The organism is Enterobacter sp. MGH 16 (genome assembly GCF_000493175.1).
GTDB classification, from domain to species: Bacteria; Pseudomonadota; Gammaproteobacteria; order Enterobacterales; family Enterobacteriaceae; genus Enterobacter; species Enterobacter roggenkampii.
The window spans coordinates 4,441,693-4,458,848 of the sequence record NZ_KI535695.1; the positions used below are offsets into that span (position 1 = coordinate 4,441,693).

Sequence of the window (17,156 nt, forward strand, 5' to 3'; positions counted from 1 at the left end):
TCCGTTGAAATCCGGATGTCATTGGGGGCATAATTGGGGGCATCTTAACTTCGATTAGAAATGTGCCCCCAAATGAAGCTCAACGCCAGACAGGTCGAGACCGCAAAGCCAAAAGACAAAACCTACAAAATGGCCGATGGCGGCGGTTTGTATCTCGAGGTTTCGGCCAAGGGTTCTAAATACTGGCGCATGAAATACAGACGTCCCTCTGACAAAAAAGAGGATCGCCTCGCTTTTGGTGTTTGGCCTACAGTGACGCTTGCTCAGGCAAGAGCAAAGCGCGATGAAGCTAAAAAGCTCTTAGTACAGGGCATAGACCCAAAAGCCGAACAGAAAGAAGCTCAGGCCGAGAATTCGGGAGCATATACTTTCGAAACCATAGCTCGTGAATGGCATGCCAGTAACAAGCGATGGAGTGAAGATCATCGATCGCGCGTTCTTCGCTATCTTGAGCTTTATATTTTCCCTCATATCGGTTCGTCCGACATTCGCCAGCTCAAAACCAGCCACCTGTTAGCTCCGATTAAAAAAGTTGATGCCAGTGGAAAGCATGACGTCGCTCAGCGCCTGCAACAGCGCGTTACGGCCATTATGCGTTATGCCGTACAGAACGATTACATCGACTCAAACCCAGCCAGTGATATGGCCGGTGCGCTATCGACAACCAAAGCGCGACATTACCCCGCTTTGCCCTCAAGCCGGTTCCCTGAGTTTCTTGCTCGTCTTGATGCATATCGTGGCCGTGTAATGACGCGGATCGCGGTCGAGCTCTCTTTACTCACTTTTGTTCGTTCCAGTGAGTTACGTTTCGCGCGATGGGATGAGTTCGACTTCGATAAATCTCTCTGGCGCGTACCGGCAAAACGAGAAGAAATTAAAGGCGTGCGTTACTCGTACCGTGGCATGAAGATGAAAGAGGAGCATATCGTTCCGCTTAGTCGGCAAGCGATGATTTTGTTAGAGCAGCTAAAGCAGATTAGTGGTGATAAAGAGTTACTTTTTCCGGGGGATCATGACGCAACAAAGGTTATGAGTGAAAACACAGTAAACAGCGCTTTACGTGCAATGGGTTATGACACGAAGACCGAAGTCTGCGGGCATGGTTTTAGGACGATGGCGCGTGGTGCATTGGGTGAGTCAGGGTTATGGAGTGACGATGCCATTGAACGACAGCTAAGCCATTCAGAACGCAATAATGTACGCGCTGCGTATATTCATACATCTGAGCATTTGGATGAACGACGTTTGATGGTGCAGTGGTGGGCTAACTATCTCGATGCCAACAAAAATGAATTTGTAACTCCATTCGATTATGCAAAACATCAAAAATATTGATGTTGAGAGTATTTACCTCTCTCTCTTTTCGAGAGAGAGGCAAATGCTTTTAAGCAGAAACAATCCTTCTATAGCGTTGACTAAATGCGTCTCTGCCCCCTTCCATTATGTCACAGATGTTTTTTCTTACTTCACGTTCTTGTAATCCTCCAAAGGAAAGGAAATCAGTGATACCTGACTGCTGGCTTAATGAAACAACTAGTTCAGAGTCTCCGTTCACAACAATGTTAGGATTGTGAGTTATTATAATTATTTGCCTTTTGCATTTGCTTTCTTTTATTTTTTTCACAATAAGCTCATAAACTAGTTGGTTATCTAAATCATCTTCAGGCTGATCTAAAATTATAGGGTCATCTCCATAGGAAAGTAAAAATGCGAGAACTGTTGCTGCCTTCTGGCCTGCTGAGCCCTGAGATAGATCTTTAAATCTTCGACCATCATTATATTTTACTGTGATTGAATCACTAGGGAACCAGCATATTAAGGCGGTGACCTCTTCTTCAGATAATGAGTTTTTAAAATCGAAGAAACGCTTGCTTAACTTCACATCCAATATTGTGTTAGCGGTTTTATCAAAAAATCCATTTTTTAGGTCTTGTATTTTATTTATAATCCCATCATTGTCCTCTGAAATTTCTTTAATCTTAGTATTTAATATATTTAAAAAACCATTATCATCTTCATTGTATATTTCATTGCTGAATGTAGTATCGTTTTTATCGATGGCGTTTCTAAAACTACTTTCAAGGAATTGTTTATCACCACAAAAATCAACATTAACTTTAAAGTTAGCATTATTATCATTTATGTCGACGAGGAATTGTCTTCTCCGGGCTGTGATTTCCTTACGAAGTTCAACTAATTTCTTGTAACTTTGAACAATTTCTGATTTTTTTTGTTCAATGGTTTTTTCATCGGCAGCGATTTTACTTAACCGTTCTGACAGTGCTTTCCTTGTACCAATAAGGCTTTCATACTCGCTTGGGTTATTAACCCCACTAGCTTGTAGGTTAGCTACTAATGTGGTGTATTGATTTTTATTGGCAATAATTTCTTGCTTCAATGCAGATGAGTCAAACCAATTGCTTAGACCTTTAATTTCGTCAGTGACATCATTGATGGTCTTATTGAATGTGATAATATTATCTTCAACTTTTTGTTGAAGCTCTAGGATTTTGTTTTGGGTAGTCGTTTCATTTTGATTGATAAAAAGTTCAGGATTGACTTCAAGTTTAATTGGTCTGGTTTGAGTAATGTAACTAGTTATATTTTCTAAGAAATCAACATTTCCTGTAATGAAATTACGTATCAAATTATCTTGGTTTAAAGATTTCTGATAATTTGCTAATATGCTAGCATGACTGGATCTTTCAATAGATGCTATTTTTTGATTGATATCATTTAATTGACCGGTTAAGGTACTTTTAGTGGATATATTTGACTTTAAATCTTTAACTTCTCTTCTTAACTGAAAAATTGTGCTAACTTCATTTTCCCATTTATAGTTCCATTCGGTTAAGTTAACAATGCTTGACTCATCAATCAGGTTTAAAAGATAATTTGGTGAGCGAGATATTTCATATATTTGCTTTTGACTAAATATTTTTACGGGGAATCTACTTATTACATCCCCTTCTTCTAGGATGACGTTTTGCCCATCAATTCGGTTTATAGATATTTGCTGGCCGCCATATCTCCATTCTAACTTATAATGATTTTCTCCTTTTAAGTACTCTACGTGAATGCTACTATCTTCTAAAAAGACACCATCATCATCTCTGCTCTGTGCTTTTTTGGCTAGTTTAGAATAAGAGTTAAACATTTCTTTGTTAGATGATAACTGCTCCAGTTCTTTCTCTCTTCCCAAAGCCGTTCTCATAAACTCTAAAATGGTTGATTTACCGCTTCCTCTCCCACCTATAATACAATTTAACCATGGGTGAAACTGTATTGAAAATTCATTTATTCTCCCGCAGTATTTAGTTTTGTTTATCTTTATGGATGTAATTCTGTTTTCCGCGTAAATATTTGGAGAATTTGGGTATTGATCTGACCTTTTTAATGAGTCATCACCGTCAAACAAAGCAAGCTTTAATCCATCAATTGATGGTGTACCCATTTTTACCCACGTAAAAGCTCTACCAACTCTGTTTGGGTGGTGAGAATCTGAACCAATTACCTCAGAAAGTCCTGTTTGTAACGAAACATACCCATGTAGTGGACTTGAACCTGGCTGGTTGGTTTCATATTCATCATGCGTTCTTATTATTTCAACTGCAGAAGCATTAGTAAGTATCTGCTTTAGGGTCGCACCTGAAGAATGAACGGTGCAAAGCCCGCTCGCTTTGTCAATATGTGCTGGAATCGCAACTCCCCCACGATTAATGATTAAGTCAATAACGTCTTGCGGACTGATTTGAGTTACTGCATCACTATCCCCTTCTGTACCGGAGTAGTTAGTTGCACCAATTATCTGAGATATAAAACTAGATGTTTTATCAATGTCGAATATACCTAAAATATGAATGTTACCATGTGCTGTAATCTCTATACTTGGAAATATGTATATTGAATGCCCTTCTGATCTTAAATTGTCTGCTTCTATCTTTAATCTGTCGATCCATGACCCAGTATTATGATCGGTCACTGCTATGCATTCAATTCCGTGTTGAATATAATCTAATAACCATTGCCTCGGGGTCATTGTTTGTTTTATTTGATGGTCTGCTTTACCGTAATCCATTGATGCGGGTGTATGTGTGTGGAAATCAAACTTCCACCACTTCGAACCTATTTGCTGCATGACATCCTCCTGTCAGATTAATGGTTCATTATGATTTTTTTGCTTTTCAGTGTTACCAGACCTACTTTAACCCTTTTTTATATCTCAAACATCCTACCAAAATATAATTAATTAATACTTATCGCGCGCAATGCTCTCCCCGCCCCGCCTGCCCGCTTAAGGGATCGCTTTTAATGCAGGTGCAAAGGTGGACTCAGGCCGCGCCGCGACTGGCGCGGGTCGGGAGTGTAGGAACGGGAAAACGCATGCAAAACCATGCACCCTTTGGATGCATGGCTTAATTCGGGAAAAATGACAAGATTTACAGGGATTTTTTGACAGGTTACTGCGCGGCCAGCCCGGCGCGTCGACGGGTGTAAATCATGTTCTGTGCAGGGGTGAATTTTTCACGATTATCATCCCGCGAAGGCGCGTCAGGCCTGTATCCGATGGCCGTTAAAATGTCGTTATCCTGTGCAGAATAATTAATTTCATTTCCTGCGGTCAGCCAGACGGAAAGAGCTTCTCGCAGGTAATCTACTGAACGGTCAAGCGCACGGTTTTTTATCATCGCGGGCTGGTTTTTAATCTCCATCAGCTCCGGTGCCAGTGCGGCGGCCAGCTCCGCGCCGTTCTGCTGCATAAAATCATGCAGCCGGTTACGGATGCTGATGCGCTGCACCTCCTCATGCGAGAAGATGTAGCGACCGGCGGCCTGATTAACTTCCCACTTTTTTACGTCAATCAGGTCACGCAGCGTCTGCAATCTGCGGGAGCCTGATGCATTGTCATCCAGCAATAATTCCTGATATTCCTGCATTGCGGCGGCCAGTTCGGTTTTACGGTTCAGCCACGCGGTTTTGTTCGTCTGACAGGCTTCATAGGCCTGCTGTAAGGTCAGGGTGGTCACGGGTTGTCTCTCCTGATTAGTGGCGGAACGGCGAGCTGTAGCAGCCTTTTACCCGGCGGGGGGCAACAGGGGCTGTCGGCACCGGCACGGGTTTCTCATCGACGACCGGCGAACGTATCACTTCAAAGATGGACTCATGCGTTTTGAATGTCGCCGAGCAGTGCACATTCTGGCACTGCAGGTAACTTTCTTTGACGCTGTCAGACATATAGCGGCTGGTGCGAACGTGGGCCGCCGTGCGGCAGAAAGGACAGCGCATCATGACAGTAACCCCCGTGCTTTCAGGTCGGCTTCACGTTCCCGCATTTTTTCCTGCCAGACTTTCCGCTGAACGGGTGTGGCCGCAACATCATGCTCCATATGCGGCAGCGTGGAGGCCGACAGTCCTGTTTTAAACAGCACCGGTTCATCGGTCAGACGGATATCGCAGCCTTTCACCGCCTGCTCAAGCCGGTCTTTCACCTGCTGCATAACGGCCTGTTCTGGCTGGATATAGCCCTGATGCCCGGTGGTATTGGCAAGCGGGTTATTCAGAACCAGTATGTTGAGTTTCATTGCCCTGACCAGCGCGTTACAGGTATCACGCAGGGCAGCATTAAGCTCATACTCTGCATACTGGCTGAGGACGCTGTGATGTGCCTGACGGTACGCTCTGGCCGTCTGGTCACAGGCTCCCCGGAGGCTATCCAGCTCGAAAGAAAGCACTTCAGCCATGTTGTCACATTCCTGCGCCAGTTCACGCCGTGTCACGCGCTCTATATGGCGTTGTCTCAGCTCATCGGTAATGACAGCACCACCGGCACGAAAGGCGGTACGCCATGCGCCGGAATCAGTGCCGTTTTCCTGCTCCAGTTCATTTTTTTGCGTTTGCACCTGGCTGATGGCCGTCGTGGTTTCATCCATACGGCTGGCACTGGCGAGATGCGCCGAGCGGGCAGTCTCAAGGCGTTCCATTGCGGGTTTAAGGTAGTCGGGAATAACAGCAGTCTGAGTCATGTCGGGTCTCCTCTTCGTTTCAATCTGAGGAGATTCTGCCGCGCCAGACACAACAACACGATTCATTGCCGTTGTGGCAAAAATGGCACAAACAGACCTTAAAACCCGGCTGGCCAGAGAAAGGTCTCAGGAAAACCTTACTCACTGTTTGTTTTTTTACTTATAACTATTCACTACTGTTCACTGAAAAGAAAAAGATAAGTAATACAGTAAGATAAAGGGTGAACAGTTGAGGGGGTAACTGTTCACCGACTGTTCACTACTGTTCACCTTTCTGATTTTGACTGACCAGCTCGCTTAGACTTTATTTCGATTAAAAAATGAAAATATATAAATAAAAGTAATCAGCGGTTTGCCATTTTGTTATCAGAGATTGTCAACGATTGTCACTGTTTGCCACTGTATGAAAATCGCTCTGTTGTGTGGTGAAGCACTACAAAATGACTTGTTGCCCTGAGGGAAAATATTCACAAAATAGAGAGCTACCCGAAGCCGGACGGACACGACCGGCACTGTATGGACTTTGTGAGGTAGCTCGATGCACACCGCTTTTTCTTCCCCGTCTTCTGCCCCTGCCGCGCCACTGTTGCCGGTCTCTGATGTCGTTCAGGAGCGCTTTATCCGCCTGCCTGAAGTGATGCATCTGTGCGGCCTGTCCCGCTCGACCATTTATGACCTCATCAGCCGGGAGGCATTCCCGAAACAAATCTCCCTTGGTGGTAAAAACGTGGCGTGGGCGCAGTCTGAAATCACGGCATGGATGACTGACCGCATTGCCGAGCGCAACCGGGGTTACGACGCATGATGATGACCGTTCAGCAAACAGCCCCTTTTTCTGGCTTGCTTCTTTTCGCCATTTCCAGGTATAGTTTTCCCGCTGTCGCAAAATCGGCAGCCGGAATTGGCGTTCCGAATAACTTCAAGGCGACACGACACGCGCTATGCGTGTTTTTTTATGTCGTTGCTCAGGCACACCCATTTTCAGGGCTGTGGTGTTTATTCGTGCACCAGAGTTCTTTTCTGATAATGGTAGTCCGGGCGGGGCAGCCTTCGGGCTGGCCGGTTTCCTTGAAGGCCGGTTACGCCAACCCCGTTCGGGCTGCCACCAGTGAAATTGGCGTTTCCGGTGGTAGTTTTTCAAACTACTTCAAGGAGGCTGCCATCATGGCTACTACCCTCACCCCGTCACACCCGCAGTTTGTCTTTGTGTTTGCCGCCGTTCGTCGCGCAGACCGTAAACCCCGTATTTGCATGCTCCGCACCGTTGCCGGTGATGAACACGCCGCACGGCTTTCCCTCGTTCGCGATTACGTCCTCTCGTTTGCTGGCCGTCTGCCGGTTGCGGAGGTGCGCGCATGAGAAACACCACCATTACCGCCCGTGACCTCGAATGTCTGGAGCATATGCGCAATGTCGGCCAGCTCGTCAATGAGCTGATGCAGGTGCAGGACTGCGCGACCGTTCGTCATGACCCTGCGCAGCAATTACAGCTCACCTCCGTGATTTATCTTATGACCGCACAGCTCGACGGCGTGGTCGAACGCTGCAATCAGCACTGGCTGACCGGGGAGGGCAACGTATGAAAAAGCCATTACCGCCCGTATTACGCGCCGCGCTGTATCGTCGCGCCGTGGCCTGTGCATGGCTGACCCTGTGCGAACGCCAGCACCGCTACCCGCACCTCACCCTCGACGCGCTGGAAAGCGCCATTGCCGCCGAGCTTGAGGGCTTCTACCTGCGCCAGCATGGCGAGGAAAAAGGCCGTCAGATTGCCTGTGCATTACTGGAAGATTTAATGGAAGCCGGGCCACTGAAAGCCGCGCCGTCGCTGTCCTTTCTCGGGCTCGCCGTGATGGATGAGCTTTGCGCCCGCCATATCACCGCACCGGTACTGCACTGAGGGAGAAAATAACAATGAAAATGAACGTATCAGAAACGGTAAAACAGGCGTGCGGCCACTGGCCGCGCATTCTCCCGGCGCTGGGTGTGAAGGTGATTAAAAACCGGCATCAGTCCTGTCCGGTGTGCGGCGGCTCCGACCGTTTCCGCTTTGACGATAAAGAGGGGCGCGGCACGTGGTTCTGTAACCAGTGCGGCGCGGGTGACGGACTTAAGCTGGTTGAGAAGGTATTCGACGTATCGGCCTCAGAGGCCGCCCAAAAGGTGAATGCTGTCACCGGCAACCTGCCGCCGGTTGCCCCGGAGGTGATTGCTGCCGCAGAGACAGAAACCGATGCCGACCGCAAAGCGGCGGCCGGGCTGGCCGCGAAACTGATGGAGAAAACCCGACCGGCCACCGGCAACGCCTACCTTACCCGAAAGGGCTTCCCCGCTCTGGAATGTCTGACGCTCACCGCCCAGCATAAAACCGGCGGCGTGACGTTCCGCGCCGGTGATGTGGTGGTGCCGCTGCATGACGATGCCGGGGCGCTGGTTAACCTTCAGATTATTAATGCTGACGGTCTCAAACGCACCCTGAAAGGCGGAGCGGTGAAAGGTACATGCCATATCATTGAGGGGCAGAAACAGGCCGGAAAACGCCTGTGGATTGCGGAGGGCTATGCAACCGCACTCACCGTGCATCACCTGACCGGCGAAACCGTCATGGTGGCACTCTCCTCCGTGAACCTTCTTTCTCTGGCGAGCCTTGCCCGACAAAAACACCCGGCCTGTCAGATTGTGCTCGCCGCCGACCGTGACCTTAACGGCGACGGCCAGAGCAAAGCTGCTGCTGCGGCAGACGCCTGTGAGGGCATTGTTGCCCTGCCGCCGGTGTTTGGTGACTGGAATGATGCGTTAATGCAGAAAGGCGAAGAGGCGACACGGAAAGCGATTTATGACGCCATCCGGCCACCGGCGCAAAGCCCGTTTGATACCATGAGCGAGGCGGAATTTACCGCCATGAGCGCCAGCGACAAGGCGATGCGGGTGCATGAGCATTACGGCGAAGCGCTGGCGGTGGATGCGAACGGCCAGCTCCTGTCCCGCTATGAGGCCGGTATATGGAAAATCATTCCGCCGTCGGATTTTGCCCGCGACGTGGCCGGGTTGTTTCAGCGTCTGCGCGCGCCGTTCTCGTCGGGGAAAATTGCTTCAGTGGTGGAGACCCTGAAACTGATTATTCCGCAGCAGGACGCCCCGGCACGGCGTCTGATTGGCTTTCGCAACGGCGTACTCGATACCGCCACCGGCACATTCAGCCCGCACCATAAATCGCACTGGCTGCGCACACTCTGTGATGTCGATTTTACCCCGCCGGTGGAGGGTGAAACGCTGGAAACTCACGCCCCGGATTTCTGGCGCTGGCTCGACCGCGCCGCCGGTGGCAGGCCGGAAAAGCGTGACGTGATTCTGGCCGCGCTGTTTATGGTGCTGGCGAACCGCTATGACTGGCAGCTCTTTCTCGAAGTGACCGGGCCGGGTGGCAGCGGGAAAAGTATTCTGGCCGAAATTGCGACCATGCTTGCCGGGGAAGATAACGCCACGTCGGCCACCATCGAAACGCTGGAATCACCACGTGAGCGCGCGGCGCTGATTGGCTTCTCACTAATACGCCTGCCTGACCAGGAGAAATGGAGCGGTGATGGGGCAGGGCTCAAGGCCATCACCGGCGGTGATGCGGTATCGGTCGACCCGAAATACAAGGATGCGTACTCCACCCATATTCCGGCGGTGATTCTGGCCGTGAACAATAACCCGATGCGCTTTACCGACCGCAGCGGCGGTGTTTCCCGTCGCCGGGTGATCCTGCATTTCCCGGAACAGATTGCCCCGGAGGAACGCGACCCGCAGCTCAGGAACAAAATCGCCCGCGAGCTGGCCGTGATTGTTCGACAGCTTATGCAGAAGTTCAGCGACCCGATGACTGCGCGCTCCCTGCTCCAGTCACAGCAGAACTCTGATGAAGCACTCAGCATCAAGCGCGACGCCGACCCGACATTTGATTTTTGTGGTTACCTTGAAGCGCTGCCGGAGCCTGAGGGGATGTATATTGGCAATGCAAACATCATACCGCGTCAGCCGCGCCTGTATTTGTACCATGCCTATCTGGCGTATATGGAAGCCCACGGCTACAAAAATACACTCAGCCTCACCATGTTCGGCAAGGGGCTGTCAGCGATGCTGAAAGAATACGGGCTGAGTTATGAGAAGCGCCGTAAAAATCAGGGCATACAAACCAACCTCGCGTTAAAAGAGGAAAGCAATGCCGACTGGCTGCCGAAATGTGATGACCCCATAGCGAAATAACCTGACCTGACCGGCAATCGCCGGTCTTTTTTTACCTGCAAAACGGCAATAGTGAACAGTAAAGTGTTCACTGTTCACCAACCGTTCACCTCATAACAATATGAATTTTATGAATAAAAATGTTTAGTGAACAGTGTGAACAGTTTTTCTGAAAAAAAGTTTTTTTCTGTTCTGGTTTGGATCCGTTACACGGATCCAAACCGAAGATGAATTTTTTAATCTTTTCCCATATAAACCAATTAGTTGAGCTAAAAATTATCATAATAAATGGAGGGGGCACAAAAGGGGGCACTTTGAAGTTGTATTTTTATTTTGTCTTTATATTTTATAGTGTTATGTCATGATTTGAGTCCGGCCTTCGCACCAAAAGCATGTAAATGGACCTCAACTGAGGTCTTTTTTATCTCTAAAATCCAGTATTTATCTACCTTTCCAGCTATATTAACTCTCTCAACCTCAACCGACATCAACGTACATCTACTAACACATGTTGGTATAGATGATGGTATTTCCGGTTCGATAATGCTTGTACCAACAGGGAGGGGATAAGCATGGCGTTAACAGATATCAAGGTCAGAACAGCCAAGCCGACGGATAAGCAATACAAACTGACCGATGGCAGCGGTATGCACCGGCTTGTCCATCCTGATGGTTCTAAATATTAGCGTTTGCAGTACCGTTTTGACGGCAAGTAAAAGATGCTAGCACTTGGGGTTTATTCTGAAATCACACTGGCGGAAGCAAGAACCCGTCGTGAAGAAGCTCGTAAACTGCTGACAAATAGCGTCATCTGGGAAATAAAAAGAAAAGTGATAAGGTCGAGCAGAGTAAAGTACATACCTTCAAAGAGTTGGCGCTTGAGTGGCATGGTACCAATAAAAAGTGGTCTGAAGATCACGCCCATCGTGTGCTAAAAAGTCTGGAAGATAATCTCTTTGCAGCGCTTGGTGAACGTAATATCACTGAGTTAAAAACGCGCAATTTATTAGCGCCTATTAAAGCCGTATAGATGGCTGGACGTCTTGAGGTTGCGGCTCGTCTTCTACAGCGCACTACGGCCATCATGCGTTATGCAGTACAAAGTGGGTTAATTGATTATAACCCGGCACAAGAGATGGCTGGGGCGGTTGCTTCCGGTAATCGACAACATCGTCCGGCGTTGGAATTAAAGCGCATCCCTGAGTTGCTTGAGAAAATAGATAGCTATACTGGCAGGCCGCTAACCCGCTGGGCGACAGAACTCACTCTGCTTATCTTTATTCGGTCCAGTGAGCTGCGTTTTGCTCGTTGGTCAGAAATCGATTTTGAAACGTCAATGTGGACCATCCCACCTGAGCGAGAGCCCTTTCCTGATTTGAAACATTCTCAGCGAGGTTCAAAGATGCGTACACCGCATCTGGTGCCGCTTTCAAAGCAGGCGCTGGCGATCCTGAAGCAGATAAAACAGTTCTGCGGCGAACATGAACTCATTTTTATTGGCGATCATGATCCGCGTAAACCGATGAGTGAAAACACCGTGAACAGTGCGCTACGGGTGATGGGCTATGACACTAAAGTTGAGGTGTGCGGCCATGGTTTCCGCACAATGGCCTGTAGTTCATTAATTGAGTCAGGGCTATGGTCGAAGGATGCGGTAGAACGGCAGATGAGCCATATGGAACGCAATTCGGTTAGGGCGGCGTATATCCATAAAGCGGAGCATCTGGATGAACGCAAGTTGATGTTGCAGTGGTGGGCAGATTTTTTGGATGCAAACCGGGAGAAGGGGATTACGCCGTTTGACTATGCGAAGATCAACCGGGGGAACGGCGTGTGAGTTGTTTTACATATTTGTTTAATTTGATGCATTCGTCCAGTCTTATAGTTAAGGCTAGTAGGTGACTTCTTCAAATTTGTATTACTAGTAAGAGCACCGCATTCACTTGTATCATCGGTAAGAACGATCCTCGAGATCTTTCACAAAGTAGATGGTTAGTTAGGTTTCTGAATTTTGTACTCAATTAACCATCAATGCTCTTATATAACGATTAAGTATTAAACTCGGTTGTCAATAGTGCGAGCCTCTTCAGGAAGCTAAAACGTACTATCAACTTATCTTTAGGGGTACCTGAAAAGTACCCCTCACTCTTTATTCTGGTTACTCTGAAATTGACCTTGAGATTAAATGTTTTTACTGTTTTGGTTAGTTTTTTTTCGTTCTGCTCTCAATTTTTTAAATATGTTGACTGTTGAAAAAAATATATTTCGAGAAAGTGTTACGCATTTTATTAAGATACTCTTTATAAATCTAAATACTGTTAAAATAATAAACTTAATTCTATGCTTTTCAGATGTGACACGATTCTCTACATTGCCTATTTTTGTCATTATATTAGCAATTTTTCCACCAATAAAAACAGACATAGCAATAAACCACATCCATCTATAATGAGGGGCATTTTTACTTAAGGATAGTCGAGCTTGTTTTTTCAATAAACCTTGGCGGTACATTAATAATGATGTAATTACACATTCATTGGCGACAGCGAAACGATCTGACATGCCCGTTTTAAATTTCCCCTCTTGAATGGCATTACAGTACGCTGGAGGGGGAGTTTGGCACCATCGGGAAGGTGGTGGCAATTGTGTTATTGCTTTTGAAAGAGCCTTATTTGGACATAGTTTTTTATTGTAGTTTTGAAATTCCCGTCTGATTTTATCCGGAGATACTTGATTGCCATAGTACTCAGGAATTCTGTAAAAGGTGTCAAGATTTTTAGGTATTACATATTCAATAACAGATGATTTCGTACTGGCAATATTTTCTAGCGTTTCTTGAATGTACGATGCCCACTGACAAGATGACATTTCGGAAAGCCCGCTATTGTCACACATGCGGCTGTAGTCTTTTACCTGAACAAGAAGATATTTGGCTGCATTATTAATATCTGTAACTGTTTCCTCATATGCTGTTTTACCGAGAGCTACCTCTCTGTCTGATACCCAGAAAATACCGTTACCAACCGCTGTTAAGATGAGGAAAATATCTGTCCACTGTCTGAATTTCTCTCCTGTAGCAAAAACATCACTAATGATTATTGCCAATATCCATCCGCACAATAGTCCTATGAAACTCAGACTTGCGAGTCCTGCTGCGTTACCCGTTACACCTGTCCCCCCTATTGCATAGGTCAATGGCAACCACTGAATAGCAGGAAGAAGGTGACAGAGTGATAGTAGTCCTGGGGTTATAAGAAGCACAAAGGAAATGATGAGCCCCTTTTTTCTGGCAAGTATCCATGAGCTCAAGAAAACGAAGGGTAATAATAAAATAAAGAGCTCAAGAAAACCGCCTCCTAAGACAACTGCAACTTTATTGGGAGACCAGTAACTGCTCAAAAGAGCACCTTGTGCGTTCGTTTCTACAAAGTTGGTACTAATCACTCCCATCCCATCCAGTGTTTGCAATAAGGCGTATCCAGCGCTGTAGCAAAGCATTATGTAGGGATAAAAGAATAGGATCATAATTTACTCTCTTTTCTTCCTTTTTCTATCGTTTTTATAGCATATTCGATTCGTTCTTTAATATGGCTAAAGTCGAACATTGTCAATTTTCAGCCCTATTTAGAACCAATAACAACTAAATCTGCCATCGTTGTTTTTTTGATAAACAGCGCTGTGCTGCCAAGTAGCTTAAGGCCTTCTTCATTAATTTTTCTTACTCTAATTCCTGGTTGAACAATAACAACTTGGAATTTAATAGGTGTGATTCTGGAACGCTCTTTCATAGCAGCAAGGTCTTTTATAGTGCCTTTCAGAAAGCGAGAATGACCACGCGATCGCCACTGTTCCTCGCGACGCTTAACGTGATGGTATAAATAGGAAAGATTCAGATGTTTCCAACGAATGCATCTCTGTGCCTGCCCACATACTTCGTAAAGATCTTTAAGTCTTGCTCCAGCTTCTTCTGAGCCTGAATACTTGCAATGGATTAAAGAGAGAACAATACAGTCATCAACTATTCTCAACCCCACTAAATCTGCTGACTCACCTTTACCATCATCATTAATAATGACATCGTAATTATCTTTAATTTCACTGTACCAACGCCATTGGATGGATAATGGATCACGAGTATAGCCCATTGATTCCACTCGAACATCAGTTCCGTTCCAATCAAAAGCTACAATTTCGTCTTTGTCATAAAGGCCAATATTTTGGCTTACATGAACTATATGAGCGTTGTATGAAAATGAGCCATCGGAGTAATGAATCATTACTGGATCAATTTCCATATACTCTGATAGTGATACCGGTTCAGATTCACCACGCTGTATAAAAACTTCAGGGCCAGATATCAATTGATAGGAATAACCTTTTGTTGTAGCACTTCCCGTGAGACATAATTTATATTCAGATGACGTTTCATCTGTAGAAAAAATGAGTCGCACATTACCATCTTCAAACTTTCCAGCAGTCCTAACCTCTACTAAATATAAATGAGCAGATATAGTATCAAAATGAAAAATAACTTTATCTTCAAACGCAGTAAGCAAATACTCACCCCATTGAGCTGATATTGGATATTCATTATAGGGCTCAAGTAATGGGACAGGACGCAAAAAGTTACGCGTAAGATTGTTTGGATCCGGTTCAGAACTAAAGATCTTGTCCCAGGCTTTCTTAACCCAGTTGCACCAATCAGCAATGCTGCCACCTTTTTGTGGTGACCAGACTTTACCTCTGCGTTGCGAGCATCCCCAGATTACACGGTTTCCGGATTCATAACCTAATGCAGCAATATTGCTTAAGCTTGATTGAGACGCTTCAATTAGTGATAGCCCCTCAGTGACATTTGGGCCAAAATATTGAGTAAAGCTGATTGCCCCAATTTGAGATGCGCCTAAATTTCTTGCCAAAGGATATTCAATACCATTAAATACATTAAAGACTTTTTCACCACTGACAACTTCAAATTTATCATCACAAATAGTACTGACTAGATTCTCAACTCGAAATGCTTTATAGTCATTTGAGAATACAAACAAGGCGGATCTGTCTTGATCCCAATGAGCAATTAGAATTTTATAATTGGTATCTTTAAGATCTTTGTAGCTTCCCCACCGGACTGAAGTTGCCTGGACAGCTAGCACAACAAGCAAATTCTCATCTTCTGCTATTGCATGCCAGGATTCATCGAATCTGGGCAGTTTTTCCTTGTATCTTTCAGGCTCCCAATTGTCACAGTATGTTTGAAATAACATGACTGAACAACTTGGCTCAAGATTCCATAGAGAAATCTGATCGTGTAAATCACCTTTCCTTTTTAAGGCATCCACGACCTCTTGTAACCTAATCTCTCTAGCAATTCGCCCTTCAGAGAGTCGCCTTAATACATTATCCCAATCGGCATCTGTTGAATATAGATGCTGTAATTCACCTTCAACATTCGGGTCTGCAATATTCATGACTACACTGGCTTGACCAATTTTCTGTGCTTTATTGACACGAGTAAAGCGGCCAATGAACTGCAAAGTTACGGCAAGAGACTTATGATGATCATGCAAAGCGGCAATTTTCAGGTTGGGTAGATCATATCCTTCTCCCAACATGTCTACGCAAATAACGATTCTTGAATGTCTTGATAATAATTTATTAAGACGTTTTTTTATTTCCGTTTTAGGATAATCAGAATGAACAACAATTGGATTAAAGTTTGGTGCAATTTTCTGATAAATAGTAAGTATTTCTTCTGCTCGCTGCTTATTGCTAGTACGCGCCATGAGCAAATGGTCAAGGTCATTATTTAAGTCTATACGCAGTTGACCTACAGCTGTATCCGCGATTGCATGATCCATAAGGTCAGAGTAATACTCCTCTACAGGCAGCAAATTTACATTTGTAAAATAGCCTGCTCGTTGGGCTTCCCCCATCGTATAGTTATAGATAATTTTTCCACCAAGGGACTTTTTATCATTCCTAAAGGGAGTAGCTGTAAACTGCACTACACGTTTGTCTATGAATCGTTCGCGAATTGTCTGCCATGATGAGGCTGAGATATGATGGGCCTCATCAACAAAAAGATGGCTACACGATTCGCAAAGTGCATTTAATGCTGCTTCGGAGCAGGCAGACAAAACGTTGGTCGTAGCAACCAAGACGTTTGATTCACAAACTAATTGCTTAGCTTCTTCCGCTACCTGAATTCCCTTCTTAATAATAGCGACATTAGGGAGGGCAATGTTAGGCGGAACGACTGTTAGCTCTGGCAAATATCCCAACTCAATGAATTTTTTTGATATTTGTGTTCGGAGAGAGTCAGATGGAACTATGAGCAAAATTCGCTCGCATCGCTGGTATATCATGGTAGCCAGCATTGTTTCCGTTTTTCCCGTTCCAGTGGGCAGTACGACGGTAGCAGGTTCTACCTGCAAATCAGTAGCGAAATAGCCTGCAATTGCATGAAGTGCACCCAGTTGGGGTTTTCTGAGACCTGGAGAACGGTGCTCTGGGTCGTCCTCTCTAAACTGAAATTGATGATACCATTGTTCATTAATCTCATTAGGCGAAGTGCTAAATACCTGCTCTGGAAATTGCTCCCAGCTTAACTCAGTATCTTCTCGCCATTTTTCGAATGTAAATGGTTCCTTCGCTTTAAGGGAAGCTACACCATCTGCGCATTTCCCCCTGGAATTTGGATCTTTCAGATAGATATAGTCTAGAGGGGGCTTTAGACCCGTAACAAGTTCAAAATATCCTTGGAAACGTGCATTTCTGACTTGAGCCGATACTGTTGTTGATCGGCAAAGTAATTTATGAACATAATTCCCACCCACTTTTCTTAAAGGGGCAGCTTTCGCGGGCAAGGTAAATCTAATTGTTAACAGGTCAAATAAGTCCATATGT

The 17,156-nt window shown here is 45.7% G+C and carries 12 protein-coding genes and 1 pseudogene; 7 read left to right on the forward strand and 6 right to left on the reverse strand.

Annotated features, from left to right (window positions below; translation table 11 throughout):
* The first annotated feature begins 72 nt into the window (after window positions 1-72).
* On the forward strand, window positions 73-1,335 hold the full coding sequence (locus L362_RS02170) for a tyrosine-type recombinase/integrase (RefSeq protein ID WP_007899414.1): 1,263 nt from the start codon (window positions 73-75) through the stop codon (window positions 1,333-1,335).
* Window positions 1,336-1,384: 49 nt separating this feature from the next.
* Here L362_RS02170 and L362_RS0123265 read toward each other — a convergent pair whose 3' ends face one another.
* From L362_RS0123265 to L362_RS02155, 4 genes are all read right to left on the reverse strand, one after another.
* Complete coding sequence (locus L362_RS0123265) at window positions 1,385-4,138, reverse strand: TrlF family AAA-like ATPase (protein WP_023345337.1); 2,754 nt, start codon at window positions 4,136-4,138, stop codon at window positions 1,385-1,387.
* A gap of 322 nt (window positions 4,139-4,460) precedes the next feature.
* The gene (locus L362_RS02165) at window positions 4,461-5,027 is read right to left on the reverse strand and encodes a phage polarity suppression protein (protein WP_023345338.1); all 567 of its coding nucleotides are present in this window, start codon (window positions 5,025-5,027) and stop codon (window positions 4,461-4,463) included.
* 16 nt (window positions 5,028-5,043) lie between these two features.
* Window positions 5,044-5,289, reverse strand: a complete 246-nt coding sequence (locus tag L362_RS02160; protein ID WP_023345339.1) for an ogr/Delta-like zinc finger family protein — start codon at window positions 5,287-5,289, stop codon at window positions 5,044-5,046.
* On the reverse strand, window positions 5,286-6,023 hold the full coding sequence (locus L362_RS02155; protein ID WP_023345340.1) for a hypothetical protein: 738 nt from the start codon (window positions 6,021-6,023) through the stop codon (window positions 5,286-5,288). The genes L362_RS02160 and L362_RS02155 overlap by 4 nt, the downstream gene beginning before the upstream one ends.
* Before the next feature lie 538 nt (window positions 6,024-6,561).
* On the opposite strand from L362_RS02155, the gene L362_RS02150 reads away from it, so the two are divergent.
* From L362_RS02150 to L362_RS0123275, 6 genes and pseudogenes are all read left to right on the forward strand, one after another.
* A complete protein-coding gene (locus L362_RS02150) occupies window positions 6,562-6,828 on the forward strand; it encodes a helix-turn-helix transcriptional regulator (RefSeq protein WP_023345341.1) in 267 nt (88 codons plus the stop codon).
* Window positions 6,825-7,382 carry a host cell division inhibitor Icd-like protein gene (locus tag L362_RS0123270; protein WP_032637939.1) on the forward strand — a complete coding sequence of 186 codons (558 nt, stop codon included), beginning with the start codon at window positions 6,825-6,827 and terminating at the stop codon, window positions 7,380-7,382. The genes L362_RS02150 and L362_RS0123270 overlap by 4 nt, the downstream gene beginning before the upstream one ends.
* Window positions 7,379-7,606, forward strand: a complete 228-nt coding sequence (locus tag L362_RS02145; protein WP_023345342.1) for a hypothetical protein — start codon at window positions 7,379-7,381, stop codon at window positions 7,604-7,606. Before L362_RS0123270 ends, L362_RS02145 begins: the two co-directional genes overlap by 4 nt.
* The gene (locus L362_RS02140; RefSeq protein WP_001472077.1) at window positions 7,603-7,923 is read left to right on the forward strand and encodes a DUF5375 domain-containing protein; all 321 of its coding nucleotides are present in this window, start codon (window positions 7,603-7,605) and stop codon (window positions 7,921-7,923) included. The genes L362_RS02145 and L362_RS02140 overlap by 4 nt, the downstream gene beginning before the upstream one ends.
* 14 nt (window positions 7,924-7,937) lie before the next feature.
* Complete coding sequence (locus L362_RS02135) at window positions 7,938-10,271, forward strand: primase-like DNA-binding domain-containing protein (RefSeq protein WP_023345343.1); 2,334 nt, start codon at window positions 7,938-7,940, stop codon at window positions 10,269-10,271.
* Between the two features lie 551 nt (window positions 10,272-10,822).
* Window positions 10,823-12,087, forward strand: a pseudogene (locus tag L362_RS0123275) (tyrosine-type recombinase/integrase).
* 344 nt (window positions 12,088-12,431) lie between these two features.
* Here the strand turns inward: L362_RS0123275 and L362_RS02130 are convergent.
* Together L362_RS02130 and L362_RS02125 are read right to left on the reverse strand one after the other, a co-directional pair.
* On the reverse strand, window positions 12,432-13,718 hold the full coding sequence (locus L362_RS02130; protein WP_230469175.1) for a hypothetical protein: 1,287 nt from the start codon (window positions 13,716-13,718) through the stop codon (window positions 12,432-12,434).
* Between the two features lie 152 nt (window positions 13,719-13,870).
* Complete coding sequence (locus L362_RS02125; RefSeq protein ID WP_023345347.1) at window positions 13,871-17,152, reverse strand: DEAD/DEAH box helicase; 3,282 nt, start codon at window positions 17,150-17,152, stop codon at window positions 13,871-13,873.
* Between the last annotated feature and the right edge of the window lie 4 nt (window positions 17,153-17,156).

Excerpts from the sequence above, each read along its gene's own strand:
- L362_RS02135 (WP_023345343.1), top strand. The coding sequence starts at position 7,938 with ATGAAAATGAACGTATCAGAAACGGTAAAACAGGCGTGCGGCCACTGG.
- L362_RS0123265 (WP_023345337.1), bottom strand. The coding sequence starts at position 4,138 with ATGCAGCAAATAGGTTCGAAGTGGTGGAAGTTTGATTTCCACACACAT.
- L362_RS02145 (WP_023345342.1), top strand. The coding sequence starts at position 7,379 with ATGAGAAACACCACCATTACCGCCCGTGACCTCGAATGTCTGGAGCAT.
- L362_RS02125 (WP_023345347.1), bottom strand. The coding sequence starts at position 17,152 with ATGGACTTATTTGACCTGTTAACAATTAGATTTACCTTGCCCGCGAAA.
- L362_RS02150 (WP_023345341.1), top strand. The coding sequence starts at position 6,562 with ATGCACACCGCTTTTTCTTCCCCGTCTTCTGCCCCTGCCGCGCCACTG.
- L362_RS0123270 (WP_032637939.1), top strand. The coding sequence starts at position 6,825 with ATGATGATGACCGTTCAGCAAACAGCCCCTTTTTCTGGCTTGCTTCTT.
- L362_RS02140 (WP_001472077.1), top strand. The coding sequence starts at position 7,603 with ATGAAAAAGCCATTACCGCCCGTATTACGCGCCGCGCTGTATCGTCGC.
- L362_RS02160 (WP_023345339.1), bottom strand. The coding sequence starts at position 5,289 with ATGATGCGCTGTCCTTTCTGCCGCACGGCGGCCCACGTTCGCACCAGC.
- L362_RS02170 (WP_007899414.1), top strand. The coding sequence starts at position 73 with ATGAAGCTCAACGCCAGACAGGTCGAGACCGCAAAGCCAAAAGACAAA.
- L362_RS02155 (WP_023345340.1), bottom strand. The coding sequence starts at position 6,023 with ATGACTCAGACTGCTGTTATTCCCGACTACCTTAAACCCGCAATGGAA.